This window comes from Rhodococcus yunnanensis NBRC 103083, from assembly GCF_001895005.1.
Taxonomy (GTDB): Bacteria; Actinomycetota; Actinomycetes; order Mycobacteriales; family Mycobacteriaceae; genus Rhodococcoides; species Rhodococcoides yunnanense.
In genome coordinates, this window is the sequence record NZ_BCXH01000034.1 from 1 (window position 1) to 22,596 (window position 22,596).

The 22,596-nt window shown below is 64.7% G+C and carries 23 protein-coding genes; 16 read left to right on the forward strand and 7 right to left on the reverse strand.

Translation table 11 applies throughout. The annotated features are described in order from the left end of the window. Nucleotides 1-38: 38 nt before the first annotated feature. The 5 genes from RY1_RS28695 (at nucleotide 39) to RY1_RS28715 (ending at nucleotide 4,677) form a co-directional block, all read left to right on the forward strand. On the forward strand, nucleotides 39-1,187 hold the full coding sequence (locus RY1_RS28695; RefSeq protein WP_072807473.1) for an LLM class flavin-dependent oxidoreductase: 1,149 nt from the start codon (nucleotides 39-41) through the stop codon (nucleotides 1,185-1,187). A 94-nt stretch (nucleotides 1,188-1,281) separates the two neighbouring features. After that, complete coding sequence (locus RY1_RS28700) at nucleotides 1,282-2,043, forward strand: SDR family NAD(P)-dependent oxidoreductase (RefSeq protein ID WP_072807454.1); 762 nt, start codon at nucleotides 1,282-1,284, stop codon at nucleotides 2,041-2,043. Between the two features lie 18 nt (nucleotides 2,044-2,061). Continuing rightward, nucleotides 2,062-2,655 (forward strand): nuclear transport factor 2 family protein, encoded by a 594-nt coding sequence (locus RY1_RS28705; RefSeq protein ID WP_084727963.1) that lies wholly within the window; start codon nucleotides 2,062-2,064, stop codon nucleotides 2,653-2,655. 55 nt (nucleotides 2,656-2,710) lie between these two features. Next, nucleotides 2,711-3,181, forward strand: coding sequence for a nuclear transport factor 2 family protein (locus tag RY1_RS28710; RefSeq protein WP_072807456.1), 471 nt, complete (start codon nucleotides 2,711-2,713; stop codon nucleotides 3,179-3,181). Nucleotides 3,182-3,258: 77 nt separating this feature from the next. After that, on the forward strand, nucleotides 3,259-4,677 hold the full coding sequence (locus tag RY1_RS28715; protein WP_072807457.1) for an aldehyde dehydrogenase family protein: 1,419 nt from the start codon (nucleotides 3,259-3,261) through the stop codon (nucleotides 4,675-4,677). Between the two features lie 48 nt (nucleotides 4,678-4,725). On the opposite strand, the gene RY1_RS28720 is transcribed toward RY1_RS28715, so the two are convergent. Beyond that, nucleotides 4,726-5,640, reverse strand: a complete 915-nt coding sequence (locus RY1_RS28720; protein ID WP_072807458.1) for an SDR family oxidoreductase — start codon at nucleotides 5,638-5,640, stop codon at nucleotides 4,726-4,728. Further along, nucleotides 5,637-6,461: an SDR family oxidoreductase gene (locus RY1_RS28725; protein ID WP_072807474.1), complete on the reverse strand. Its 825-nt coding sequence runs from the start codon at nucleotides 6,459-6,461 to the stop codon at nucleotides 5,637-5,639. The genes RY1_RS28720 and RY1_RS28725 overlap by 4 nt, the downstream gene beginning before the upstream one ends. Before the next feature lie 248 nt (nucleotides 6,462-6,709). On the opposite strand from RY1_RS28725, the gene echA20 reads away from it, so the two are divergent. From echA20 to RY1_RS28750, 5 genes are read left to right on the forward strand one after another with little or no spacing between them, the layout of a single operon-like run. Continuing rightward, on the forward strand, nucleotides 6,710-7,471 hold the full coding sequence (echA20, locus tag RY1_RS28730) for a (7aS)-7a-methyl-1,5-dioxo-2,3,5,6,7,7a-hexahydro-1H-indene-carboxyl-CoA hydrolase (protein ID WP_072807459.1): 762 nt from the start codon (nucleotides 6,710-6,712) through the stop codon (nucleotides 7,469-7,471). A 5-nt stretch (nucleotides 7,472-7,476) separates the two neighbouring features. After that, on the forward strand, nucleotides 7,477-8,370 hold the full coding sequence (gene ipdA / locus RY1_RS28735) for a cholesterol ring-cleaving hydrolase subunit IpdA (RefSeq protein ID WP_072807460.1): 894 nt from the start codon (nucleotides 7,477-7,479) through the stop codon (nucleotides 8,368-8,370). Further along, complete coding sequence (gene ipdB / locus RY1_RS28740) at nucleotides 8,367-9,128, forward strand: cholesterol ring-cleaving hydrolase subunit IpdB (RefSeq protein WP_072807461.1); 762 nt, start codon at nucleotides 8,367-8,369, stop codon at nucleotides 9,126-9,128. The genes ipdA and ipdB overlap by 4 nt, the downstream gene beginning before the upstream one ends. Further along, nucleotides 9,125-10,207 carry an NAD(P)H-dependent flavin oxidoreductase gene (locus RY1_RS28745; RefSeq protein WP_072807462.1) on the forward strand — a complete coding sequence of 361 codons (1,083 nt, stop codon included), beginning with the start codon at nucleotides 9,125-9,127 and terminating at the stop codon, nucleotides 10,205-10,207. Before ipdB ends, RY1_RS28745 begins: the two co-directional genes overlap by 4 nt. A gap of 13 nt (nucleotides 10,208-10,220) precedes the next feature. After that, complete coding sequence (locus tag RY1_RS28750) at nucleotides 10,221-11,387, forward strand: acetyl-CoA C-acetyltransferase (protein WP_072807463.1); 1,167 nt, start codon at nucleotides 10,221-10,223, stop codon at nucleotides 11,385-11,387. Here the strand turns inward: RY1_RS28750 and RY1_RS28755 are convergent. From RY1_RS28755 to RY1_RS28770, 4 genes are all read right to left on the reverse strand, one after another. After that, nucleotides 11,380-12,279 carry an LLM class F420-dependent oxidoreductase gene (locus RY1_RS28755; protein ID WP_072807464.1) on the reverse strand — a complete coding sequence of 300 codons (900 nt, stop codon included), beginning with the start codon at nucleotides 12,277-12,279 and terminating at the stop codon, nucleotides 11,380-11,382. The genes RY1_RS28750 and RY1_RS28755 overlap by 8 nt on opposite strands. Nucleotides 12,280-12,315: 36 nt before the next feature. Continuing rightward, entirely contained in the window at nucleotides 12,316-12,783 is a 468-nt protein-coding gene (locus RY1_RS28760) for a VOC family protein (RefSeq protein WP_072807465.1), read from the reverse strand. A gap of 143 nt (nucleotides 12,784-12,926) precedes the next feature. Next, nucleotides 12,927-13,715: an SDR family oxidoreductase gene (locus tag RY1_RS28765; RefSeq protein WP_072807466.1), complete on the reverse strand. Its 789-nt coding sequence runs from the start codon at nucleotides 13,713-13,715 to the stop codon at nucleotides 12,927-12,929. Nucleotides 13,716-13,732: 17 nt separating this feature from the next. Then, the gene (locus RY1_RS28770; RefSeq protein ID WP_084727965.1) at nucleotides 13,733-14,896 is read right to left on the reverse strand and encodes an acyl-CoA dehydrogenase family protein; all 1,164 of its coding nucleotides are present in this window, start codon (nucleotides 14,894-14,896) and stop codon (nucleotides 13,733-13,735) included. A 133-nt stretch (nucleotides 14,897-15,029) separates the two neighbouring features. Between RY1_RS28770 and fadD3 the strand changes: the two genes are divergently transcribed. Genes fadD3 through RY1_RS28795 form a run of 5 tightly spaced genes read left to right on the forward strand, consistent with a single transcriptional unit; the run spans nucleotide 15,030 to nucleotide 20,668 of the window. Then, nucleotides 15,030-16,616 (forward strand): 3-[(3aS,4S,7aS)-7a-methyl-1,5-dioxo-octahydro-1H-inden-4-yl]propanoyl:CoA ligase, encoded by a 1,587-nt coding sequence (gene fadD3, locus RY1_RS28775; RefSeq protein WP_072807468.1) that lies wholly within the window; start codon nucleotides 15,030-15,032, stop codon nucleotides 16,614-16,616. After that, the gene (locus RY1_RS28780) at nucleotides 16,613-17,485 is read left to right on the forward strand and encodes an enoyl-CoA hydratase (protein WP_072807469.1); all 873 of its coding nucleotides are present in this window, start codon (nucleotides 16,613-16,615) and stop codon (nucleotides 17,483-17,485) included. The genes fadD3 and RY1_RS28780 overlap by 4 nt, the downstream gene beginning before the upstream one ends. Nucleotides 17,486-17,487: 2 nt before the next feature. Beyond that, nucleotides 17,488-18,648: an acyl-CoA dehydrogenase family protein gene (locus RY1_RS28785; RefSeq protein ID WP_072807470.1), complete on the forward strand. Its 1,161-nt coding sequence runs from the start codon at nucleotides 17,488-17,490 to the stop codon at nucleotides 18,646-18,648. Beyond that, complete coding sequence (locus RY1_RS28790) at nucleotides 18,645-19,613, forward strand: acyl-CoA dehydrogenase family protein (RefSeq protein ID WP_072807471.1); 969 nt, start codon at nucleotides 18,645-18,647, stop codon at nucleotides 19,611-19,613. Before RY1_RS28785 ends, RY1_RS28790 begins: the two co-directional genes overlap by 4 nt. Then, nucleotides 19,610-20,668, forward strand: a complete 1,059-nt coding sequence (locus RY1_RS28795; RefSeq protein ID WP_072807472.1) for an acyl-CoA dehydrogenase family protein — start codon at nucleotides 19,610-19,612, stop codon at nucleotides 20,666-20,668. The genes RY1_RS28790 and RY1_RS28795 overlap by 4 nt, the downstream gene beginning before the upstream one ends. Nucleotides 20,669-20,712: 44 nt before the next feature. Here RY1_RS28795 and RY1_RS28800 read toward each other — a convergent pair whose 3' ends face one another. Further along, complete coding sequence (locus RY1_RS28800; protein ID WP_072807475.1) at nucleotides 20,713-21,744, reverse strand: MsnO8 family LLM class oxidoreductase; 1,032 nt, start codon at nucleotides 21,742-21,744, stop codon at nucleotides 20,713-20,715. A gap of 288 nt (nucleotides 21,745-22,032) precedes the next feature. On the opposite strand from RY1_RS28800, the gene RY1_RS28805 reads away from it, so the two are divergent. Next, nucleotides 22,033-22,596: carboxyl transferase domain-containing protein (locus RY1_RS28805; RefSeq protein ID WP_281250035.1), on the forward strand; the 564-nt coding region annotated here is incomplete at its 3' end.

Here is a 22,596-nt window from a genome sequence, read left to right on the forward strand (position 1 = left end):
TCAACACCGACAACCTCTTCCGACATACTGGAGACCACATGTCCAAACCACGCTCGACGGACAACAACCACCTACACCTCGGGTGCTTCTTTCCGGCAGGCCAGACGACCTTCCTACTGTCCGACGAGGCGGTGCGCCGCACCCCGCCGATGACGCGCACGAACCTCGTCGCTTTCGCGGAAGCAGCAGAGCAGGTCGGGTTCGACTCACTGTTCATCGCAGACAATTGGTCTGGGCACCAGCGGATCTCGGAAGAGAGCAAGCATCAGGGCCCCAGCTACCATGCAGCCCTGCTGGCCATGGCGCTGTTCGCGGTGACCGACAACATCGGAGTCATCTCGACGATCCACACCAGCTATCACCATCCGGCCCACGTCGCGAGGATGGGTGCCACGCTCGATGCGTTCAGCGGTGGCCGCTGGGGATGGAACATAGTCACCGGCTTCCTCGAGCAGGAGGCGCTGCTCTTCGGCGACACCCCCGTCGAACACGACGAGCGTTACCGCCGCGCAGCCGAGTTCGTCGATGTGGTCAAACTCTTGTGGTCGGAATTCGAACCGATCGACCACAAGGGTGAGCATTACTCTGCCGCAGGGCGTTTGAAGGCTCCACGCCCCGTGCAGCAGCCACATCCGTTTCTGATCAACGCAGGCGCCTCTCCCGCAGGCAGCGCCTTCGCTGCGAAGTACGCCGACATGATGTTGATGATGGCGGAGAACGAGGAGCGCGTTCGCGAAGTCGACGAACGGCTGGAAGCCTTGACCGCGCCGCTGGGCCGGTCCGTGGCCACCTCCGCGTTCTGTGTCAGCATCGTTCGCGAAGGCGAAGGCGAAGCACAGGAAGAGTGGGACCGTCTGACGACGTCCATCAACCTGGCCGCGACGAAGGAACTCGCCACCGACATCGTCGGCGGCGTCGAGTCGATGCAGGACATCTTCGCAAAAATGGGTGAGGACGAGGCAACACGCGCCTTCGGTTCTGCTGGATCGACGATCCACCTGGTGGGCACAGCCGAGCAGGTGGCGGAGAAGCTCATCTCGCTCAAGCAGAACACCCATGCAACAGGCGCTTTCATCAATTTCCCACTGTGGAGCGCGGCCGAGTTGCAGACCTTCGCACCTGTCCTTCCGCACCTCTTGGACGCAGGCGTCTGGCAACCACCGAACACTCGCGACTACTCATGGTGATCGGGCCGAACACCGATCCCGACATTCGTGCAGTCGATCCGAAACAGCGTTCACTGCACAGCACTTCATTCCATCGATGCCATAGGAGGCACACATGAAGCTCACCTTCTCGGAAGGTTCGTATCTCGTCACCGGAGGTGCTGTCGGGATCGGAGCCGCAGCGGCCGAGTATCTCGTGACATCGGGACTGAACGTGGTGATCGCCGACTTCGACGTCGAGAACGGAACGGCAACCGCCGAGCGACTCTCCTCGGTCGGACCGGGTAAAGCGAAGTTCGTCCGCGTCGACGTCTCCGACGAGGCCGCTGTCGAGGCTGCAGTAGCCGAAACGGTCGGAGCGTTCGGCCCACTCGCAGGCGCGCTCAACTGCGCCGCCTACCTCCCGCGGAACAAGCGCGTCCACGAGATCACGGCAGAACACTGGAACAAGTCCCACGCAGTGTCTCTGCAGGGAATGTTCCTGTGCTTCAAGCACCAGATCACCGCGATGCAGCCGCAAGGTTCAGGCTCGGTCGTCGCAATCTCCTCGACAGCTGCGGTAGCAGCGGTTCCAGGAAGTTCCGACTACGTAGCAGCCAAGGCAGGCGTCAACGGCCTCGTCCGCGCCGCCGCTCTCGACTACGCCGCAGACGGTATCCGCGTGAACGGCATCATGCCCGGCGCCATCCTGACGCCCGGTTTCAAGCAGTCGAATGCCGCGAACCCGAATCTCGGCGGGGTCGCGGACCTGCTGCCGATCAAGCGAATCGGCAACCCCGAAGAGGTCGCCGCAGGAGCGGTGTGGCTCTTGTCGAACGAATCGTCCTACGTCACGGGTGCAGTATTGCCCATCGACGGCGGACTCTCGGCAGTCTGACCAAGGGAGAACACGTCGATGAAGCCTGTGTCGACACTCGAAGACCTCCTCGACCGGGAGGCCATCAGGGATGTCCTCACGCGCTATGCGCACGGGGTCAACCGTAAGGATATCGATCTGCTCCGTACCGTCTATTGGCCCGACGCCGTCGAGGACCATGGAACTGGTGTCCACTCGGACGTGGAGGAGATGATCGCCGGATTCACCATGATCGCCGGCGCCAGCGTCGATGTGTTCCACCACCTCGGTCTACCTCTCATCAGGCTCGAGGGCGAGACCGCCAGATCATCGACCTACGTTTTCTGCCATCACCGAGTCGAAGGCCAGAGCAAGCCGCACTGGACGCTTCCCCCTGAACCACTGACCGAGGACCGGAAGAACACCTTCCAGGACTTTTTCATGGGAGGTCGATACATCGACCTCATGGAGCGGCGTGACGGTGAATGGCGCATCAAGCACCGAAAGATCGCCTACGACTGGTTCCGTGTCGTCGACGGCCAGAAGTGGGACACGGACTACCCGTTTCCCGGTTACGAGAACTTTCACTTCGGTTCGCCCAGTTCCCTGGACATCGGGGCCGAGCACTTCCGGGGTGCGTTCGATCCCTCGTGACCAACTCATGCACGGCGCACCAGCGATCGTGCCCTCATAGAGAAAGAAAAAGATCATGACCGAACACGATGTAGCACGGCTGGTATCGGAGTCCGACATCACGAAACTGATCGTCGAGTACTGCGCGAGTATCGACGACGGTGAGTTCGCCCGTACCGGAAAGTTGTTCGAGAAGGGCGTCTGGTTCTACGACCCGAGCTCCCCGATCACGGGTATCGCTGCGGTCGTGGAGTTCCTCGACGGTCTCGTATTGCTCTACGACGGGGTGCCCAAGACCAGACACACCCTCTCGAACTTCCGCATCGACGTCTCCGACGACAACACCACCGCCGCAGCGAAGACGAATGTCGTGGTCTTCCAGGCAGCGCCCGAATCGGTGCCGCAGATCATCTTCCAGGGTGCCTACGACGACACGTTCGTCCGCGAAGACGGAGTGTGGCGTTTCGACGAACGCCGCTTCTCCGCCGACGGAATCGGCGATCTGTCCAGGCACCTCAACCGCATCGCCTCGCCCCTCGTCCGCTGAGTTTCTTTTCGTTGCAGGTCGATCGACCTACCCGCGGGCACGTACAGCCGATCCCATGAGAAAGTCGGAAATCAAGAATGGAAATCTTCGATCAGATATACATCGGCGGCGGGTGGGTCGACTCCTCCTCGAGTGAGGTCATCGAGGTCGAGAACCCTGCCACGGAGGAAATAGTACGAACGGTGCCCGCGGGCACTCGGGAGGACGTGCTCAAAGCAGTCGCGTCGGCCAAGTCTGCGTTCGAGTCCTGGCAGTTCAGCACGGTCGGTGAACGCAAAGAGCTGCTCACTCGGATCAGTGCCGGGATCGCACGCCGTTCGGACGAACTGGCCACTGCGATCTCGGTGGAGGTCGGATCTCCTGTTCGAATCGCCGGTCCCATCCAGGCCGGCCTGCCGAAGACGGTCGTCGACAGCTACGCCACCCTGCTGGACTCCTTCGAGTTCGAACACAAGGTCGGTAACTCGCTCGTGGTCCGGGAAGCCGCAGGAGTGGTCGGTGCGATCACCCCGTGGAACTACCCCCTCCACCAGATCGTCTGCAAAGTCGCTCCTGCACTCGCAGCCGGATGCACCGTCGTTCTCAAGCCCAGCGAACTGGCGCCGACAGTGGCGTACCTGTTCGCCGACATCCTGCACGAAGCCGGAGTGCCTGCGGGCGTGTTCAACCTGGTTTCGGGACACGGTGCAGCAGTGGGTGAAGCGATCGCCGGTCACCCGGACCTGGACCTGGTGTCGTTCACCGGATCGGTGAACGTCGGCAAGCGCGTCGGTGAACTGGCGGCCGCGAACATCACCCGGTCCGCGCTCGAGCTCGGTGGCAAATCTGCGAGCGTGGTACTGCCCGACGCCGATCTGGCGAAGGCAGTGAAGGTCAGCGTGCACAACGCTTTCCTCAACGGCGGCCAGACGTGCATGGCGTGGACGCGGATGCTCGTCCACGCCGATCAGTACGACGAGGCCATCGAGATTGCGGCGTCGGTCGCGGCTCTGTACCAACCAGGCGATCCCCTCGACCCCGCCACCAGGCTCGGACCGATGTCCTCGGCGGCACAACGCGGCCGCGTCGAAACCCTGCTCGGAGTCGCACTCGACGAAGGTGCACGCGTGGTGGCAGGAGGCCCGGGCCGTCCTGCGGATCAGGCTCGCGGTCACTATGTTTCGGCCACTGTGCTCGCCGATGTTCGGCCTGACTCGACCATCGCCCAGGAAGAGGTCTTCGGACCTGTGCTGTCGATGATCGCGTACGACGACGAGGAAGACGCACTGCGCATTGCGAACAACTCGGCGTACGGCTTGGCAGGTGCTGTCTGGTCTGCGGACGAACGCCGAGCGATCGACTTCGCGCGCCGGGTACGCACCGGACAGATGGACGTGAACGGCGGACGATTCAATCCCATCGCCCCCTTCGGCGGTTACAAGAAATCCGGAACCGGCCGCGAGTTGGGTGCGGCCGGGTTGGAAGAATTTCTCGAGACGAAGGCCATCCAGCTGTAGAGCTGTCCTTCGCGCCGGCTCGTTCGTTCGGCGGTGCCCCTGTCCCGATCAAGCCCCGTAGACCGGGACGGGGGGCTGCGCCGCCGCCAGGAGATCGGCGACGACGGGCCCGATTTCACTCGGTTCCCAACGAGCGCCCTTGTCCTGACTGGGGCCGTGACGCCATCCTTCGGCGACGGTGATCTTGCCGCCTTCGACTTCGAAGATGCGTCCGGTGACATCCTTCGACTCCGCGGCGGCAAGCCACACCACGAGCGGTGAGATGTTCTCCGGGGCCATGGCGTCGAACCCCTCCTCCGGCGGCGCCATCGCCTCGGACATCGCGCCGCCCGCACCGATCGTCATCCTGGTGCGTGCCGCCGGGGCGATGGCGTTGACGGTGACGCCGTAACGCTCCAACTCCGCGGCCGCTTGGATCGTCAACTCGGCGATGCCTGCCTTTGCAGCCGCATAGTTGCCCTGGCCGATCGAACCCTGAAGCCCTGCACCGGAACTGGTGTTGACGATTCGGGCGTCGACGCGGTGGCCCGCCTTCGATTCGGCACGCCAGTACGCAGCGGCGTGACGCAGAGTTGCGAAGTGCCCCTTCAGATGAACGCGCACCACGGCGTCCCACTCCTCCTCGCTCATCCCGACGAGCATCCGGTCGCGTAGGAATCCGGCGTTGTTCACCAGAACGTCCAGCCTTCCGAAAGTGTTCACGGCGCAGCCGATCAGGTGTTCGGCGCCTGCCCAGTCCGCTACGTCGTCGCCGTTGACCACCGCCACCCCGCCTGCGGCGACGATGTCCGCCGCGGTCTGCTCGGCCGGGCTTTCCGCTGTGGCAGACCCATCGATATTGGCACCGATGTCGTTGACGACGACCCTGGCCCCCTCGGCGGCGAGCGCGAGAGCGTGTGCGCGTCCGATGCCGCGCCCCGCGCCCGTGACGATGACTACGCGGCCGTCGAGCATTCTGCTCATCCCTTCTCCCCCGCTGCTTCGTTGACCACTGCTTCGTCGACCGTGGCTTCGTTGACCGTGGCAGCTGCGAGGAACGCGGGACGCTCGCCGCCGCCGTCGACGGTCAGGGTCGAACCGCTGACGTAGGCAGCGAGCGGTGACGCCAGGAATGCGACGCAGTTGCCGACGTCTTCCGGAGTGGCCATCCGTCCGAGCGGGACCGTCGCGCCGACTGCGGCAATTCCCTCGTCGTCCCCGTAGTGCAGGTGGGCCAGTTCGGTGTGGACCATGCCGACCACGACGGCATTGACCCGCACCTTCGGCGCCCACTCGACTGCGAGCGAGCCGGTAAGACTGTCGAGTCCCGCCTTCGCCGCCCCGTACGCGGCACTGCCGGGCGAGGGCCGCGAGCCGCTGACACTCGAGATGTTCACGATCGATCCGCCCGAATCCTGGCTCTGCATCACTGCATTCGCGTGCTGGGACACCAGGAGCGGACCGAGAAGATTCAGCTCGATGATCTTGGCATGAAACTTCGGGCTCGCGTCGGCGGCAAGCGCGAACGGTGCGCCGCCTGCGTTGTTGACCAGAACATCCAGCCGCCCGTGCCGCTCGACGACACTGTCGACCAGGCGCTGCACCTGGTCCGGATCGCGGATGTCGCACGGCAGGAATTCGGCGACGCGGCCCGCCGCCTCGACCGGCGCGTCGGAGTCCCGGCGGGCACAGGCCACCACCGTCGATCCGGCCTGCAGGAACGTTCGACAGATACCCGCTCCCACACCCCGGACCCCACCCGTCACGACGACAACCTTCCGATCGAGACTGAAACGTGTGTCCATTCCGCCAACTAAATCAGTATTTCTCCAGGTTCGCCATCCCTCGTGGCGAACGCCGGGCAGCCGGCGTCGTCCATGGATGCCGATGAGCTTGACCTCCTCGATCTCACACCGTCGGTCGATGCGCGCCAACGGTCCCTCCGAGAGGATGAACACGGAGTCGGCCTTTCGATTAAGACTGGAACGTGTTTCACTTTTCCAATATCATTCACTGCGACACTCGGTTCGACAAACAGACGTGAGGAACAGCCATGGGCATCACCTCGATCACCGACGGTGAGTGCATCACCACGGTCACCGTCGACTACCCGCCCGTCAATGCCATCCCGTCCAGCGGGTGGTTCGAACTGGCCGAGAAGATACTCGCCGCCGGACGAGATCCGCGCACCCACGTGGTAATTCTGCGAGCGGAGGGCCGCGGGTTCAACGCCGGCGTCGACATCAAGGAAATGCAGGCCACCGAGGGATACGACGCGTTGATCGCCGCCAACCGCGGCTGCGCGGCCGCGTTCGGCGCGGTGTACGACTGCGCGGTTCCCGTGGTGGCTGCAGTGGGCGGCTTCTGCGTCGGCGGCGGTGTCGGTCTGGTCGGCAACTCCGATGTGATCGTCGCATCCGAGGACGCGGTGTTCGGACTGCCCGAGGTCGATCGCGGCGCCCTCGGTGCCGCCACCCACCTCGCCCGGCTCGTACCCCAGCACATGATGCGCACGCTGTTCTACACAGCGCAGACCATCACCGCCCAGCAGCTGCTGCACTTCGGATCGGTGTACCGGGTGGTGCCCCGCGAGAAACTCGACGATGCCGCACGCGAGATCGCCGCCACGATCGCGGCCAAGGACACCAGGATCATTCGCTGCGCCAAGGAGGCCATCAACGGCATCGACCCCGTCGATGTGAAGACCAGCTACCGCCTGGAGCAGGGATACACCTTCGAACTCAACCTGGCAGGTGTCTCGGACGAACACCGTGACGAGTTCGCCCGATCCGGCTCGACCCATGGGAAAGGCTGACCGCGATGGCGAGCAAACGCGACAAGCGGATGTCGCTCGACGACGTGATCGCAGAACTGCGAAGCGGGATGACCATCGGCATCGGCGGCTGGGGGTCGCGTCGCAAACCGATGGCACTGATTCGCGCCCTGCTGCGCTCGGATGTCACCGACCTCACCGTCGTCACGTACGGGGGTCCCGACCTCGGATTGCTCTGTTCGGCAGGCAAGGTCGCGAAGGCGTACTACGGATTCGTGTCCCTCGATTCCGCTCCGTTCTACGACCCGTGGTTCGCGAAGGCGCGGATCAGCGGCGAGATCGAGGTTCGCGAGATGGACGAGGGCATGCTCCGATGCGGACTCGACGCCGCCGCGGCTCGGCTGCCTTTTCTACCGATCCGTGCCGGGCTCGGTTCCGACGTCCGCGGTTTCTGGGGCGACGAGCTGCGGACTGTCACCTCGCCGTACGTCGAGAGTTCCTCGGGCAGGCCGGAGACACTGATCGCGATGCCCGCGTTGAAACTCGATGCAGCACTGGTACATCTGAATCTCGGCGACAAGCACGGCAATGCCGCGTACACCGGAGTCGACCCGTATTTCGACGACCTGTACTGCGCAGCCGCCGACAAGCGATACGTCTCGGTCGAGCGTGTGGTGGAGACCGAGGAGTTGGTGAAAAGCGTTCCCCTGCAGAATCTTGTTCTGAATCGCATGATGGTCGACGGCGTCGTCGAAGCCCCGAACGGCGCCCACTTCACCCTCGCAGGCGACAGCTACGGCCGCGACGAGAGGTTCCAACGCCACTACGCGGAATCGGCGGCGACGCCCGAGGCGTGGCAACGGTTCGTCGATACGTACCTGTCCGGCACCGAGGACGACTACCACGCCGCCGTGCAGAAGTTCACCGAGGAGCAGGCATGAGCGAGACGATCACCGACATCACCCGCGCCGAGTACTGCGCCCTCGCCTGTGCCGAAATATTCTCCGGCGCAGGCGAGATCATGGCGAGCCCGATGGCGAACCTGCCCCGGATCGGTGCCCGACTCGCACGGCTGACCACCGAACCCGACCTACTGATCACCGACGGTGAGGCCCTGATCCTCGCCGACCCACAGGCGGTCGGCACGACCGGACCGATCGAAGGGTGGATGCCGTTTCGGAAAGTGTTCGACGTCGTCGCCTCGGGGCGGCGTCATGTGGTCATGGGCGCCAACCAGATCGACCGCCACGGTAACCAGAACCTGTCCGCGTTCGGCCGGTTGCAGCAGCCGACCCGGCAGATGTTCGGACTACGCGGCGCCCCGGGAAACACGATCAACCACGCCACCTCGTACTGGGTCGGCAAACATTCCACTCGGGTGTTCTGCGACGAGGTCGACATCGTCTCCGGCATCGGGTACGACCGAATCGATCCGGAGAATCCCGCCTATCGCTTCCACCACGTGCACCGCGTGGTGACCAATCTCGGCGTCTTCGACTTCGGCGGTCCCGAACACACGTTCCGGGCGGTGTCGTTGCACCCGGGTGTCGCCGCCGAGCAGGTCGCCGAGAACACCTCGTTCGAGGTTGCGGGACTCGCCGATGCAGTCGCCACCAGAACACCCACCGACGAAGAACTGCGGCTCGTTCGTGAGGTAATCGATCCCCACACCCTGCGCGACAAGGAAGTGTCGCTGTGAGCGTGCTGACCACGCCACTGACCGAACTGGTCGGCGTTCGACATCCCGTCGTTCAGACCGGGATGGGATGGGTGGCGGGCCCGCGGCTGGTCGCAGGCACCGCGAACGCCGGAGGGCTCGGCATTCTGGCGTCCGCGACGATGACTTACGCCGAGCTGGGCGCCGCGATCACCAAGACGAAGTCCTTGACCGACAAGCCTTTCGGGGTCAACATCCGAGCGGACGCCACCGATGCTCGGCGTCGCGTCGATCTTCTCGTTCGGGAGAACATACGCGTCGCGTCGTTCGCGCTCGCTCCGAAGAAGGACTTGATCGCGAGACTCAAAGATGCAGGCGTTGTGGTGATTCCGTCGATCGGCGCAGCCAAGCACGCGGAGAAGGTGGCGTCGTGGGGCGCCGACGCCGTGATCGTGCAAGGCGGCGAAGGCGGCGGGCACACGGGGCCGGTGGCCACCACGCTCCTGCTGCCGTCGGTGCTCGACGTCGTCGACATTCCCGTCGTCGCCGCCGGGGGTTTCTACGACGGCCGCGGTCTCGCCGCGGCACTCGCCTACGGCGCTGCCGGAATCGCGATGGGCACCCGATTTCTGCTCACCCAGGAATCGACGGTTCCCGGTTCAGTGAAACAGCAGTACCTCGATCGCGGGCTGCAGGACACCGTCGTCTCCCGCAAGGTCGACGGAATGCCGCATCGTGTTCTCCATACCGACCTCGTCGACAGTCTCGAACGCTCGGGGACCCTGCGTGGACTGTTCGCAGCGGCGCGCAACGCGTACCGATTCAGAGCCATGACCGGCATGACGTGGTCCACGCTCATCAGGGACGGCCGCGCCACGAAGCGAGCGAGCGATCGCACCTGGCAGCAGGTGATCATGGCCGCGAACACCCCGATGCTGCTCAAAGCCGGGTTGGTCGACGGCAACACCGACGCCGGAGTTCTCGCCTCCGGACAGGTCGTCGGACTGCTCGACGACCTGCCGAGCTGCAGGGATCTCATCGACGGCATCGTCGCCGACGCGATCGAGCGCATCGAGGCCATTGCTGCGCTCGGTGCCAGTCCGCAATCGATACACGAATGATCGGGAGTGTCGCATGACCGAGGCCTACATCGTCGACGCCGTCCGCACCCCTGTCGGCAAGAAGAACGGCGGCCTGTCCGCGGCCCATCCGGCCGACTTGGGTGCGCACGTCATCAGGGCCGTCGTCGAACGCTCCGGCATCGACCCGGCCGATGTCGACGACGTCGTCTTCGGCTGCGTCGACGCGATCGGCGGACAGGCGGGCAACATCGCCCGCACCGCATGGTTGGCGGCCGGCTATCCGGAGGAGGTTCCCGGCGTCACGGTCGACCGGCAGTGCGGTTCGAGTCAGCAGGCCGTGCACTTCGGTGCCCAGGCGATTCTGAGCGGCACCGCCGACCTGATCGTTGCAGGCGGTGTGCAGAACATGAGCCGGATACCGATCGCATCGGCAATGACCGCCGGTCGACAGTACGGATTCGACACCCCGTTCGGCGGATCGACGGGCTGGACCGAGCGCTACGGCGATCAGGAGATCTCGCAGTTCCGCGGCGCCGAACTGATCGCGGACAAGTGGGACATCAGCCGCGAGGAATTGGAGCGGTGGGCGCTGCGGAGCCACGAACGTGCCGCAACAGCCATCGCGGAGGGCCGCTTCGACCGTGAGATCGTCCCGTTCCGCGGCGTCACGACCGACGAAGGTCCCCGCGAGTCCAGCCTGGAAAAGATGGCGGCGCTGACACCACTGACCGAAGGGGGACGAATGACTGCGGCTGTGGCAAGCCAGATCTCCGACGGCGCGAGCGCGATACTGCTGGCGTCACCGGAGGCGGTGGCGAGATACGGGCTGACGCCGCGGGCACGTATTCATCATTTCAGTGCCCGCGGCGCAGACCCGATCCTGATGCTCAGCGCACCGATCCCCGCCACGCAGTACGCGCTGAAGAAGACGGGACTGAGCATCGACGACATCGACCTGATCGAGATCAACGAGGCGTTCGCGCCGGTCGTACTCGCGTGGATCGAGGAGATCGGGGCAGACCCGGAGAAGGTCAACGTCAACGGCGGCGCAATCGCCCTCGGCCACCCACTCGGCGCGACGGGAACGAAACTGCTGGCGACCCTGCTGGGCGAGCTGGAGCGCACCGGCGGCCGGTACGGCCTGCAAACCATCTGCGAGGGAGGCGGCACCGCCAATGCCACCATCATCGAGCGTCTCGATCCTGCGCTGCTCAGCTGACTTCGGACGCGACCTTGTTCATGAAGTGGTCCATGGACCGCGTGATGTCGTCGACCGTGATGTCGTCGGTGCGGAACAGCACAAGCCGGTCAACACCTGCATCCTGATACCCCCGCACGTCCTCGATCGCTGCGTCGGTGAACAGCTGATCCGTGGCCAGGGTGAAGGAGCCGACCGTGATCTCGATATCGGCGGGGTCGCGGCCTGCTTCCCGTGCCGCAGTCCGGACCAGATCGATCAGCGGCGGCAGCTCCTGCGGTGACCCGACCATCGGATAGAAGCCGTCCGCGAGCCTGCCCGCTCGTTTCGCCGCCGCGACCGACGCGCCGCAGATGATCACCGGTGGGCCACCCGGCCGGGCCGGCTTCGGGTAGCTGACGGCCTCTTCGACCTGGGTGAATTCTCCGTCGATGGTGGGTGCGGCCTCGCGCCATACCCTCCGCAACGTGGTGATGTGTTCATCCAGCCTCGCTCCGCGCCGGGCGAAAGGCACCCCGAGAGCCTCGGATTCCTCCGGAAGCCACCCCGCTCCAACACCGAGCAGCAATCGGCCACCGGACAATGCGTCGAGCGTCGCCGTTTCCTTGGCCAGTAGCAGGGCCTGCCGCTGAGGCAGAATCACCGCACCCGCACCGAGATTGATCGACTCGGTGGCACCGGCGACGTACGCCAACCAGATCAGCGGGTCGGGAATCGGAGTCTCGTGCGGAAACGGAAGGCTCCCGTCGGGAGTGAAGGGATAGGGAGTGTCGTGCTTCGGGATGACGGCATGCTCCCCGATCCAGACCGACTCGAAACCCAGTTGCTCGGCCGTCCGGGCCGCCGGGATCACGTAGTCGGGAAAGCCCACTCCATCGCTGAGGCCGTGGCCGAAAATCACACCGTACTTCACTGGTCGTACTCCTTCGCCGGCATTGATGAGGTCGAGTCAGACACTTGCGACAATGCCTGGGGCATAGGCGATTTCGCCATAGATGAAGTAGCTGCCCAGGAAGTCACCGACGAAGGACTCCGCGAACTTCGATGTCTTCCGATCCCACGGCGCGTCGCCTGCTGTAGCGATGGGATCACCCGGGGAGTACCCGGCGAGTCGTGCACGCTCGCGCGCTTCTTCGAGGTCCGGGACACCGAAGACGACCGCCAGCACTCCCTCACCGCGTTCCGCCAGAGCCGCGACGAGCATCCGGTTGAAGTCCGAGTCGTAGTTCGGCAGCGGAGACAGGATCTCCAGGCCGGTCTCCCAGCTCATGTAGATCCGGACCCCGAGATCGGTTCGATCGAACGGCCCTTCCAGCGACTGCCCGGCAAGGGCCCCGAGCTTGTCCGCGTGCGCGGCCTGGGAATCCAGATGCGCGACCCAGACGACATGATCGACATGATTGACGTTCTGTTTCATCAGCTGGGCCTCCGTTACGCGGGCCGGTGCGTCATCGCCGCCCGCGGGACAGTTTGATCAAGCGATTGCTTGGCTGAGTCAACGTAACCGGTTCCTGCTGTGACGTCAACCACAATCTGCGAGATGTCCCTACTGCCGTCGCATCACGCTCGCTGCGAGGAAATCGACACCACCTCGCCGGTGAGATAGCTGGTGTAGTCGCTGGCGAGCATGGCAATGGACGCGGCGATCTCCCACACCTCGGCTGCGCGGCCGTAGGCCTCGCCGGAGGCGAGTTCGTCCAGAAGTTCCTCGCTGGTGACCTTGGTGAGGAATGCGTGCCGGGCGATGGAGGGAGCTACGGCGTTGATCCGAACGCCGTATTCGGCCGCCTCGACCGCACTGCATCTGGTCAGTGCCATCACTCCTGCCTTGGCTGCGGCGTAGTGCGCCTGTGAATGCTGCGCCCTCCATCCAAGGACGGATGCATTGTTGACCACGACGCCGCCGTGGGGCGCCGCCGCGAAGTAGCGCAGAACGGCGCGAGTCGCCCGGAACGTGCCGTTCAGAGTGACGTCGAGGACACGGTCCCACTGCTCGTCGGTCATCTCGACCAGTGGCGTCTCACCGCCCAGTCCCGCGTTGTTGACGAGGACGTCGATCCGGCCGAGCACGTCCGCCGCTCCCGCGATCAAGGCGTCGACCTGCTCGGTGCTGGTGACATCGCACGTCAGCGCCGCCACCGTTCGTTCGGGAAACTCCGCCGCCAGTTCCTCGCGCGCCTCACCGAGCCGGCGTTCGTGCCAGTCGGACACCACCACATCCGCGCCCTCACGCAAGGCGCGACGCGCGAAGGCGAACCCGATCCCGGTACCGGCCGCGGCGGTCACGACGATCTTCTTGCCCACCAACAGATCATGTCCGCCGATCTCGACAGGCGCAGTGGCGAGCATGGATGGCGGACGTCGTGTCACGGGCGAGCCTCTCGAGGAAGTCCGAGCACACGCTCGGCGATGATGTTGCGTTGAATCTCGTTGGAACCGCCGTAGATCGTGTCCGCGCGAGTGAACAGCAGCAGCCTCTGCCAGTCGCCGAGCCCCAGATGCTCGGGATCGGTGATATCGGCCGACTCGGTCGGGGCCAGCAGCGCCGACGGCCCTTGCACCTCGACGGCCAACTGGCCGAGATCCCGATGCCAGTTGGCCCACAACAACTTCGACACCGAGGCGTCGACATCCCCGGCATCGAGAGTGCGAAGGGCATGTGCTCGCATCACCCGAAGTCCGACGTACGCGCGTGCGATCCTCTCGCGGATGTGCGGATCGGCTGCCGCTCCGTTCGCCTCCGCGAGTTCGACGATGCCGCTTAGCTCACGGGCGAACCCGATCTGCTGTCCGAGTGTCGACACTCCGCGCTCGAAGGTGAGCAGCCCCATCGCAACCCGCCACCCGTCGCCGGGTTCGCCGACCACCAGATCGGCCTCGGTGACGGCGTCGTCGAAGAACACTTCGTTGAACTCCGAGGTACCGGTCAGTTGCTGGATCGGCCGCACCGTCACCCCGGGCTGATCGAGCGGAACCAGCAGGAAACTCAGACCCCTGTGCCGTGTGGATCCAGGTTCGGTGCGGCACAGCACGAATGCCCACTGCGCGACGTGCGCGAGCGATGTCCAGACCTTCTGTCCGTTGATCACCCACCGGCCGCCGTCGAGGCGCGCCGTCGTAGCGATCGCGGCCAGGTCGGAACCGGCGCCCGGTTCCGAATATCCCTGCGCCCACAGTTCGGTCACGGCCTTGATGCCGGGCAGGAAGCGTCGCTTCTGTTCCTCGGTGCCGAACTCGATCAGCGTCGGGCCGAGCAATTCCTCACCGACATGGCTCACCCGCGCAGGCGCCCCGGATCGGGCGTACTCCTCGTGGAACACCACCTGTTCGGCCACTGTTGCCCCGCGTCCGCCGTAGCGCTCCGGCCACCCGAGGCACGTCCATCCGGCCTGTGCGAGATGACGGTCCCAGGCGAGCCGCTCTTGAAAGAACTCGTGCTCACTCCCGGGGCCACCCTTGCCTCGGAGTCGAGCGAAATCGCCATTGAGATTTTCATCGAGCCACTCCCGTGCGGCGGTCTCGAAACCCATGTCAGTCCGCCTTTCGGTCCAGTTCACGCATCGATGACCTCACTGAGAACGCGGCACGGGCACTACCGCTCAACACCCATCCGTGATAGTAGAACATGTGTCAGTTTTTGTTCTACCAGACGGGAGGACTCGCATGGATCTCCATGCTTCGGTCGCGGTAGAGCAGCCTCGGACCACACCGGCCGCCGTCGATCGTGCCGCCCGCGATCGGCCCGACGGTGTCGCGATCGTCGACGGCACGACGACTCTCACCTTCGTGCAGTTGCGCGAGCAGGTTCTCGACTTCGCCGCGGCGCTCTGTGCGCGAGGGGTTCGCCGCGGTGACCGCGTTGCGGTGTGGTCGCCGAACACCTATCACTGGATCGTCGCAGCACTCGGCGTGCAGTACGCCGGTGCGATCCTGGTTCCGATCAACACGCGCTACACACCGAGCGAAGCGATCGACATAATCGAACGAACCCGAGCAGCCACTGTAGTGATCGCAGGCAGGTTCCTCGGCGTCGACCGATACGGGCTCCTGCGCAGCGCATCGACCGTGTGCCAACCGACCACCGTGGTCCGACCGACCACCGTGGTCCGCGTCCCCGTCGATGGCGACGACGCTGCCGACCGCGACGTCACCGAATTCGGCGATTTCCTTGCACTCGCCGACGACGACACGCGCGCCGAGGCGTGCGCGCGGGCCGCCGCCGTCATGCCCGACGACATCTCGGACCTCATGTTCACCTCCGGTACCACCGGACGCAGCAAGGGTGTGACCACAGCGCACCGACAGACGATCGGCACCGCCGCGGCGTGGGCTCACTGCGCTGAGGTGACATCCGACGACAACTACCTCGTCGTCAATCCGTTCTTCCATTCGTTCGGGTACAAGGCCGGCTTCCTGGTCTGCCTGCTGACCGGCGCCACGGTGGTGCCGATGGCAGTGTTCGATGTGCCCACGGTGATGGAAACGACGCAGAACGAGCGGATAACCGTATTACCGGGCGCACCAACGATTTTCCAGTCGATCCTCGACCACCCGAACCGCGCGCGGTTCGACCTGTCGAGCCTGCGAGTCGCCGTCACCGGCGCCGCAGCCGTTCCGGTGGCGCTGGTCGAACGGATGCAGTCCGAACTGAGCTTCGACGCAGTTCTCACCGCCTACGGTCAGACGGAAGCGCCGGTGGTCACCATGTGCCGTACCGACGACGACCCGGTGACGGTCTCGACCACGTCGGGCCGAGCTGTTCCTGGCATGACGGTCAAGATCGGCGAACAGAACGAGATTCTGGTGCGCGGGGAGAACGTGATGCTCGGCTACCTCGACGACCCGAAAGCCACCGCCGAGACAGTCGATTCCGATGGTTGGCTGCACACGGGCGACGTCGGCACCCTCGACGATCGGGGGTATCTCGTCATCACCGATCGGCTGAAGGACATGTACATCGCGGGCGGCTTCAACGTCTATCCCGCCGAGGTCGAGAACGTACTCGCACGACTCGACGGTGTGACCGACTCGGCGGTCGTCGGTGTTCCCGACCACCGGATGGGCGAGGTCGGCCGCGCCCACGTCGTCACCGCCGCCGGTTCCACGCTCACCGAAAGCGACGTTCTGGCGTTCTGCCGGGAGCGCCTCGCAGGCTTCAAGGTGCCCCGTTCGGTCCGCTTCGCCGACTCCCTGCCCCGGAACCCGTCCGGGAAGGTCATGAAAAACGTTCTGCGAGAGGAGACAGCATGACCGTTCCAGACGAGGGCGACGTCGTGACCTACGAGGTGCGAGGCGTCGTCGCGTTCGTGACGCTCGACCGACCGGCCTTTCGCAACGCCCAGAACTCGGTGATGACGTATGCGCTCGACGCGGCGTTCGAACGAGCGGTAGAGGACGAGCAGGTGAAGGTGATCGTGCTCGCAGGCAACGGCAAGCACTTCAGCGCCGGGCACGATATCGGCACCCCCGGCCGAGACCACCACGTGCACTACGGCAACAAGGCTGTCATGTGGTGGGACCACGTCGACAAGCCGGGCGGCGACGGGCGGTACGCCCGCGAGATGGAGGTGTACCTCGGAATGTGCCGCCGGTGGCGCGAGATTCCGAAACCGACCATCGCGATGGTCCAGGGCGCGTGTATCGCCGGCGGTCTGATGTTGGCGTGGGTGTGCGATCTCATCGTCGCCTCGGAGGATGCGTTCTTCTCGGATCCCGTGGTGCGCATGGGCATTCCGGGTGTCGAGTACTTCGCTCACCCGTGGATGCTCGGACCCCGCTTCGCGAAGGAGATCCTCTTCACCGGTGACCGATTCACCGCCCAGCGCGCCTACGAGGTGGGCATGGTCAACCGAGTGGTTCCGCGCGCGGATCTGGAGGCCGAGACCGTCGCACTCGCCGAACGGATCGCCGCGATGCCGCAATTCGGTCTCGCGTTGACCAAGAAGGCCGTCAACCAGTGCGAGGACCAGATGGGGATGCGCAACGGTATGGATTCGGTCTTCGGGCTCCACCACTTCGCGCACGCACACAACGCGGAGACCGACGACGATCCGCTCGGCGGTATGGACGCCAAGTCGATGGCTGCCGGTGCGCACAAGTCCGCGGCCGGGGGCGAATAGAGATGGATCTCGAGCTCGACGAGCACACGCTCGCCTTCCGCGAAGAGGTGCGTATCCTGTTGCAGCACATCGTTCCCAGCGAGCCGCTGCCGTCCATGGACACCGCAGAGGGATTCGAGGCCCATCGCGTGTGGGAGCGCACACTCGCCGATGCCCGGCTCTCGGCCGTGTCCTGGCCCACGGAATTCGGCGGACGCAACGCGTCGCTGTTGGAGTGGGTGGTGTTCGAGGAGGAGTACTACCGCTGCGGAGCACCGGGACGGGTGAGCCAGAACGGGATCTTCCTGCTTGCACCGACGTTGTTCGAACACGCGCATACCGAGCAATTGGCCCGCATCATGCCTCGCATGGCGCGCGCCGACGATATCTGGGCGCAGGCGTGGTCGGAACCCGAATCGGGCAGCGACCTCGCCTCACTGCGCTCGACGGCCAGGCGCGTCGACGGCGGGTGGTTGCTGAACGGGCAGAAGACGTGGAGCTCACGTGCAAGTTTCGCGGACTTCGGATTCGGATTGTTCCGATCCGATCCGGAGGCGCAGCGCCACAAGGGAATCACGTACTTCATGTTCGACCTGAGGTCCGACGGCGTCACTGTGCGGCCGATCGATCAACTGGACGGTGAACCCGGCTTCGCCGAGATCTTCCTCGACGACGTCTTCGTTCCCGACGATCCCGCGAACCCGGGCGAGTCGGGTGTGATCGGCGGCATGGACGACGGATGGCGGGTGGCGATGAGCACGGCGTCGAACGAGCGCGGGCTGTCGCTGCGTAGCCCCGGCCGTTTTCTCGCGACGGTCGATCGTCTGGTCGAGCTGTTCCGCTCCACCGGCGCCGCCGACGATACCGCTCTCCGTAATGGAGTCGCCGACGCCTGGATCGGTGCGCGCGCCTACCAACTCAGCACCTTCGGCACCGTCACCCGGCTCGCCGAGGGTGGGCAACTGGGCGCCGAATCATCGATCAACAAGGTCTTCTGGTCGCAATGGGACATCGCGACCCATGAGACCGCCCTCGAATTACAGGGAGCCACAGCCGAACTCGACGACAGCTGGACGGATGGTTATCTGTTCGCGCTGTCCGGTCCGATCTATGCCGGCACCAACGAAATTCAGAAGAACGTGATCGCCGAGCGTCTCCTCGGCCTACCGAGGGGGAGTCGATGAGATTTGCACTCGACGCCTCGCATCGGGATTTCGCGGCGAGCATCGATGGGTTGCTCTCGAAAGCTGATATGCCCGCAGTGATTCGGGCGTGGAGCATCGGCGATGTGGGGCCAGGGCAGAAGGTGTGGCAGGCACTCGCCGAGACCGGGGTCAATGGGCTGCTCGTCGCGGAGGAGTACGGCGGTCTCGGCGCCGATCCGATCGACGTCGTCGTGGCCGCGGAACAGCTCGGTCGACATGCCGTCCCCGGCCCGGTGGCCGAGACCATCGCGGTCGCACCCGCCCTGCTCGTACGGTGCGCGCCGGATCGAGTGGCCGAGTTGGCTTCCGGATCGCTCGCAACCGTCGCTGCGGCACCGCACGTGCCGTTCGCGGTGGACGCCGACTCGGCGTGTGTTGCCCTGCTCGTCGCCGACGGGACCGTCAGCGTGGCTTCGGCTGGTGCACAGCAGAACTCGGTCGACAAGTCGCGGCGACTGTTCGCACTCACCGCGCAGGAGCTACTCGGCGAAGTCTCGTTCGAGCGCGCCTTCGACCTGGGCGTCCTGACAACTGCCGCCCAACTCCAGGGACTCGGGCAGACCTTGCTCGATCTCAGCACGGACCATGCCCGACAACGCACTCAGTTCGGTAGGCCGATCGGGCAGTTCCAGGCCGTGGGGCATCAACTCGCTGAAGTAGCAGTCGGATTGGAGATGTCCCGCCCACTGCTGCACGGTGCGGCCGTGTCGATGCGAGACGGGATCGCCGACGCCTCACGTGATGTATCGGCTGCGAAGGTCGCGTGCGGAGACGCCGCATACCGCGCCGCACGAGTGGCCCTGCAGGTCCATGGCGCCATCGGCTTCACCCGCGAGCACGATCTGTCACTGTTTCTCACCAAGGTCCGTGCGCTGATCACAGCGTGGGGCACGCCCGCGTACCACCGAGGTCGCGTCGTCGATTCACTGATCGGTGCATCATGAGTTTCGACAACGAGGAGCGGGCCGCGCTCCGATCCTCGGTCCGTGGTCTCCTCGCCAAACATTCGGACTCCGCAGCTGTTCGCCGCGCCATGACCACCGAACACGGTTACGACGAGGCACTGTGGTCGAGGCTGTGCGATCAGATCGGCGTCGCCGCCTTGGCCGTCCCCGAGAAGTACGGGGGCGTCGGGGCGTCGCTGCTGGAAATTCATGTGGTGCAGGAAGAACTGGGCCGGACGTTGACGCCGTCGCCGATGCTCGGTAGTGCGGTGTTGGCGACGCAGGCGCTCGTCCTGAGCGGAGATGTCGACGCCTGTTCCCGCCTTCTGCCGACCATCGCCGAGGGGGCCGTTGCCGCACTGTGCTGGGCGGATTCGAACGGTTGGAGCAATGTCGGTGTCACCGCCTCCGGCGACACTCTTTCTGGCACTGCGTCCTACGTTCTCGGCGCCGACATCGCGGAGGTCCTGCTGGTTCTCACATCGGATGGCCTCTACCAAGTCGACCCGAGTTCCGACGGCGTGCACAGGCGTCGGCTGCCGACGATGGATCCCACCCGCTCACTGTCGGAGGTGAGCTTCGACGCGGCTGCGGCACGCAGGATCGAATCCCCGCCCGACCTCGTCGAGCAGGTTCGCACGATCGCACTGATCGCGCTGTCTGCGGAACAGGTCGGTGCGGCATCGGCGGCGCTGGAGATGACAGTCGCCTACACCAAGGCGCGCACACAGTTCGGCCGGTCCATCGGATCCTTTCAGGCACTCAAGCACCGCATGGCCGACATGTACGTATCCGTCGAGGCAGCTCGGTCGATGTCCTGTGCGGCGGCGCTGTCAGGAACGCACGAGGATGCCGTCGCCGCAAAGATCTGCTGTTCCGAGGCACTCCAGCACGTCGCGGCCGAGACCATCCAGATGCACGGCGGAATCGCCATCACCTGGGATCACGACGCACAGTTGTTCTTCAAACGCGCGCACGGGGCTGCGCAGCTCTTCGGGCTTCCCCGCGACTACCTCACCGATCCCGCCTGCTGGCCGCGTCAGGACTTCGTGTGATCGGACGAGGATTGCCGCAGCCTGGCGCAGAAAGAGGAGAGCGGCTACACCCTGACCTCGGAGCGGATCCCGAGTGCCTGGGCGAACAAATTCCGGGAATGAGCACGGGCGGCCGGGTCTGCGATCATGTCCTGCAGCATGATTTCTTCGACGCCGGTGGCGTCCACCATCTGCTCGATCTGGTCTGCGATCGTTGCCGGGCTTCCAGCAATCTGACGCGGCCACCTCCCGTCGGTGATGACACTCGGGATGTCCTTTTGATGCTGGGTGAGCTCTCGCGCAGCTTCCTCGGCGGAGGGAAGACGGGCAGCGGTTCCCTCACGGGCCAAGCGCGCCAGGAGTGCGGTCCTGGACCAGCTCAGTCTCTGCGCTTCGGCGTCGGTGTCGGCGACCACGGCGCTCACCGAGAGCATCCCCGGGTGTCCTGCGTACGAGCTGTGCTTGTTCGGCTTGAATTCAGCTCGGTGCCTGGTCAGAGCTGGCGCAGCACTGTCGGGATCGATGAATGTTGCGAAGGCGTACCCAAGACCGAGCTCGGCCGCCATCGAGGAACTGCTGCCGGATGAGCCGAGTATCCATACTTCGGGCCGCGAGGCGATACCGGAACCAGGATCGAGGTGGGAAAAGACATGCTCCGCAGGAAAGTCTCGGTTCAGGTGGGCGCGCACTTCGAGGACCTGCTGCCGAAAGTCGTCGACAGGCCGGCTGTTGCGGTCCCGGCGTAGCGCGAGATCCACCACCGGGCCTGCGGTGGCCCGGCCAAGACCGAGATCGATACGTCCCGGCGCAAGCGCTTCGAGCTCGAGGAAGGTCTCGGCCACCTTGAACGGACTGTAATGGTTGAGCAGCACCGCACCGGAGCCGACCCGAATCCTTCGGGTGGTGCGAGCAGCCAGTGCGATCAGAATTTCCGGTGCGTGTGATGCAAATCCGCCGGTATCGTGATGTTCCGCATACCAAATCCTATGGTAGCCAGCATCTTCGGCACGTCGAGCGGCATCGATGGATTCCTCGAGGGCCCTGGTTTTGTCTGTACCGGGAGCTACGGTCGCCAGCTCGACAACGGAGATCTTCATGGTGGTCAGCCTTTCGATCCTGCAGAGAAGGTCATTCGAGTCCGAACTGCGAGACGGGCCCCGAGCATGTGCCGCGCAGGCACGGCGCCACTTCCGACGGACGGTGGTCTCGTCTGCGACACTACCACTGATCGACATCTGTCGATTAACTATTCGACGGCTGTCAATTAGAAGTACACTGCGGATGAGTTAGTCACAACTGGCCCGTCTGTCCATTTCGTGTGAGCTATTTCTCACATTCAGTAGGGTGTGCTTCTATCGGACGTCCTAGTAAGAGAGGCTGGAGCCATGACCAGTGTTCGAGAATCGAAGGACGTGGCGTCGACTGACACGCCCGACATTCACACCACGGCAGGCAAGCTCGCCGACCTGCGCAGCCGCCGCGACGCCGCAATGGCACCCTCCGGCCAAGACGCAATCGACAAAGTGCACGCCAAAGGCAAACTCACCGCCCGCGAACGCATCACCGCACTCCTCGACGACGGCTCCTTCGTCGAACTCGACGCCCTCGCCCGCCACCGCTCCGTCAACTTCGGCCTCGCCGACAACCGCCCCTTCGGCGACGGCGTCGTCACCGGCTACGGCACCATCGACGGCCGCGACGTCTGCATCTTCTCCCAAGACGTCACCGTCTTCGGCGGCAGCCTCGGCGAAATCTACGGCGAAAAAATAGTCAAAGTCATGGACCTCGCCATCAAAACCGGCAGACCGCTGATCGGCATCAACGAAGGCGCAGGCGCCCGCATCCAAGAAGGCGTCGTCTCCCTCGGCCTCTACGGCGAAATCTTCCACCGCAACGTCCAAGCCTCCGGCGTCATCCCCCAAATCTCCCTCATCATGGGCGCCGCAGCA

Coding starts and splice junctions, on each gene's coding strand:
- RY1_RS28790 (WP_072807471.1), top strand. CDS start 18,645: ATGAGATTTGCACTCGACGCCTCGCATCGGGATTTCGCGGCGAGCATC.
- echA20 (WP_072807459.1), top strand. CDS start 6,710: ATGGGCATCACCTCGATCACCGACGGTGAGTGCATCACCACGGTCACC.
- RY1_RS28750 (WP_072807463.1), top strand. CDS start 10,221: ATGACCGAGGCCTACATCGTCGACGCCGTCCGCACCCCTGTCGGCAAG.
- RY1_RS28800 (WP_072807475.1), bottom strand. CDS start 21,744: ATGAAGATCTCCGTTGTCGAGCTGGCGACCGTAGCTCCCGGTACAGAC.
- fadD3 (WP_072807468.1), top strand. CDS start 15,030: ATGGATCTCCATGCTTCGGTCGCGGTAGAGCAGCCTCGGACCACACCG.
- RY1_RS28760 (WP_072807465.1), bottom strand. CDS start 12,783: ATGAAACAGAACGTCAATCATGTCGATCATGTCGTCTGGGTCGCGCAT.
- RY1_RS28720 (WP_072807458.1), bottom strand. CDS start 5,640: ATGAGCAGAATGCTCGACGGCCGCGTAGTCATCGTCACGGGCGCGGGG.
- ipdA (WP_072807460.1), top strand. CDS start 7,477: ATGGCGAGCAAACGCGACAAGCGGATGTCGCTCGACGACGTGATCGCA.
- RY1_RS28700 (WP_072807454.1), top strand. CDS start 1,282: ATGAAGCTCACCTTCTCGGAAGGTTCGTATCTCGTCACCGGAGGTGCT.
- RY1_RS28780 (WP_072807469.1), top strand. CDS start 16,613: ATGACCGTTCCAGACGAGGGCGACGTCGTGACCTACGAGGTGCGAGGC.
- RY1_RS28785 (WP_072807470.1), top strand. CDS start 17,488: ATGGATCTCGAGCTCGACGAGCACACGCTCGCCTTCCGCGAAGAGGTG.
- RY1_RS28710 (WP_072807456.1), top strand. CDS start 2,711: ATGACCGAACACGATGTAGCACGGCTGGTATCGGAGTCCGACATCACG.
- RY1_RS28770 (WP_084727965.1), bottom strand. CDS start 14,896: ATGGGTTTCGAGACCGCCGCACGGGAGTGGCTCGATGAAAATCTCAAT.
- RY1_RS28795 (WP_072807472.1), top strand. CDS start 19,610: ATGAGTTTCGACAACGAGGAGCGGGCCGCGCTCCGATCCTCGGTCCGT.
- RY1_RS28725 (WP_072807474.1), bottom strand. CDS start 6,461: ATGGACACACGTTTCAGTCTCGATCGGAAGGTTGTCGTCGTGACGGGT.
- RY1_RS28705 (WP_084727963.1), top strand. CDS start 2,062: ATGAAGCCTGTGTCGACACTCGAAGACCTCCTCGACCGGGAGGCCATC.
- RY1_RS28695 (WP_072807473.1), top strand. CDS start 39: ATGTCCAAACCACGCTCGACGGACAACAACCACCTACACCTCGGGTGC.
- ipdB (WP_072807461.1), top strand. CDS start 8,367: ATGAGCGAGACGATCACCGACATCACCCGCGCCGAGTACTGCGCCCTC.
- RY1_RS28715 (WP_072807457.1), top strand. CDS start 3,259: ATGGAAATCTTCGATCAGATATACATCGGCGGCGGGTGGGTCGACTCC.
- RY1_RS28765 (WP_072807466.1), bottom strand. CDS start 13,715: ATGCTCGCCACTGCGCCTGTCGAGATCGGCGGACATGATCTGTTGGTG.